This is a genomic window from Cronobacter sp. HA18006, assembly GCF_011605445.1.
GTDB classification, from domain to species: Bacteria; Pseudomonadota; Gammaproteobacteria; order Enterobacterales; family Enterobacteriaceae; genus Cronobacter; species Cronobacter sakazakii.
Window position 1 is genome coordinate 1 of record NZ_JAANQB010000015.1, and the last position, 1,673, is coordinate 1,673.

Annotated in this window: 3 protein-coding genes; all 3 read left to right on the forward strand. The window is 46.0% G+C overall.

All coding sequences use genetic code 11. From position 1 onward, the window contains the following. A partial coding sequence (locus G9X48_RS21600; RefSeq protein ID WP_208091280.1) for an RHS repeat-associated core domain-containing protein occupies positions 1–632 on the forward strand: 632 nt, incomplete at its 5' end. Then, positions 629–1,222: a DUF1629 domain-containing protein gene (locus tag G9X48_RS09020; RefSeq protein WP_097642015.1), complete on the forward strand. Its 594-nt coding sequence runs from the start codon at positions 629–631 to the stop codon at positions 1,220–1,222. The genes G9X48_RS21600 and G9X48_RS09020, both read left to right, overlap by 4 nt. A gap of 195 nt (positions 1,223–1,417) precedes the next feature. Then, positions 1,418–1,673: RHS repeat domain-containing protein (locus G9X48_RS09025; RefSeq protein WP_347877706.1), on the forward strand; the 256-nt coding region annotated here is incomplete at its 3' end.

Sequence of the window (1,673 nt, forward strand, 5' to 3'; positions counted from 1 at the left end):
GCACCTGGGGCGAAACCGAACGCGAACTCAGCGTGCCGCAGTGGCAGGTGCCACAAAACCTGCGCTTCCAGGGCCAGTACCTCGACCGTGAAAGCGGCCTGCATTACAACCTGTTCCGCTATTACGATCCGGTGGCCGGGCGTTACACCCAGATGGACCCGATTGGGTTAGCGGGCGGGATAAACACGTATTCTTACACACCCAATCCATTAGTCTATATCGATCCATTAGGTTGGTGTTCCACGAAGCTTGGTAAAAATATGGGAGCACGGCCAAGGGATGGAATGGCAAACCATCACTTAATTCCTGAGGAGTTAATTAAAGATCCTAGATATAAGGTGATCTTTGATCGACTGAAAAAAATAGGCTGGGATGGTGATGGCGCTTCCAATGGCATTTTCCTTCCGGGAAGTGAAGATCTTGCCAAAACTATAGATATGCCGGGTCATTGGTCTAATCATCGGGAATACACTGGTGAGGTTCGTAAGAAACTTGAGAATGTGCTGCGGAAGGAAAGCAAACTTAGTGATACGCAGCTTGCTTTACATGTCAAAGATATACAAGATTGGGCCCGTGAAGGTTTAGAAAAGGGCATCTTTAATATTGATTTTAATAATGGGCGATTGCTATGACATTAGATAACAGCAAGTTTTTTGTAATCAATTTTAAGCCAGATGGTGAAGGGCTTCCTCATTACATTGACAAAGAGTACACGCCAGAATTGCCAACGTTTAATATTCATGATGGGTTGCCTAAGTTAACTGAATTTCGTAACCACTATACTTTGAAAACGACGGTAGATAATTTAGCGGGAGACTATTACCCTTTAGATGATCTGGCCTCAGATGAAATGCTATCTTTATGCTCGGAATTGAATGTTCAATATTTCAATGTGCCTCTAAAGATTGAACTCAGTCATCGGATAGGGTTGTCTAAGAACTATAATTTATTTTATTTAAAGAAATATATATCCATAATCGATAAGGATAAGTCCGAGTATGAGATAGATGATTTCATTACCGATGATGAAAAAATTTATTTTAGCAAAATAGATAGATTTGTTGTTAAGGAAGGTGTTAATGACCATTTATTCTTTTGTCCTGATATTGGAAAGCCTGTGTGCTCCTTAGATTTTAAAGAACGATTCACAAAGCAAGGGCTTGTTGGAATAGATTTTATAGCCATTGATAGTAATTACAAATATGATGAGTGGGATAATTAATATTACTATAAATAGTCTGCACTAAGTTAGGTAATAAAATAACAAGCAGTCGAATTATAACTAATTTTCGCGAGAGCTGACGACCGATAAACCACCGAGTACCGCCACAACACGCTGTCGCTGGAAATCCGCCGCGCCACGCGCGCCGAATGGCGGCAGGCGCTGCTGGAAGAGCGCGAGCCTGCGTGGGACGCCGTGCTGGTTTTCACCCGTAACGCCGCCGGCGAGCTGGTGAGCGAGGAGAACCACTGCGGGAAGTTTGAGTATGAATACGACGCGCTGGGTAATCTCAGCAGCACGCTTTACCCGGATGGCCGGGAGCTCGCCACGCTGCGCTACGGCACCGGCCACCTGCTGGAGATGCAGCTGCGCCACGGCGGGGCAATGCACACGCTGGCGGCGTACGGCCGCGACCGGCTGCACCGGGAAATCTCCCGCAGCCAGGGCGTGC

What these genes read in the sequence shown, in the direction of transcription:
- G9X48_RS09020 (WP_097642015.1), top strand. Translation starts at nt 629, where the DNA reads ATGACATTAGATAACAGCAAGTTTTTTGTAATCAATTTTAAGCCAGAT.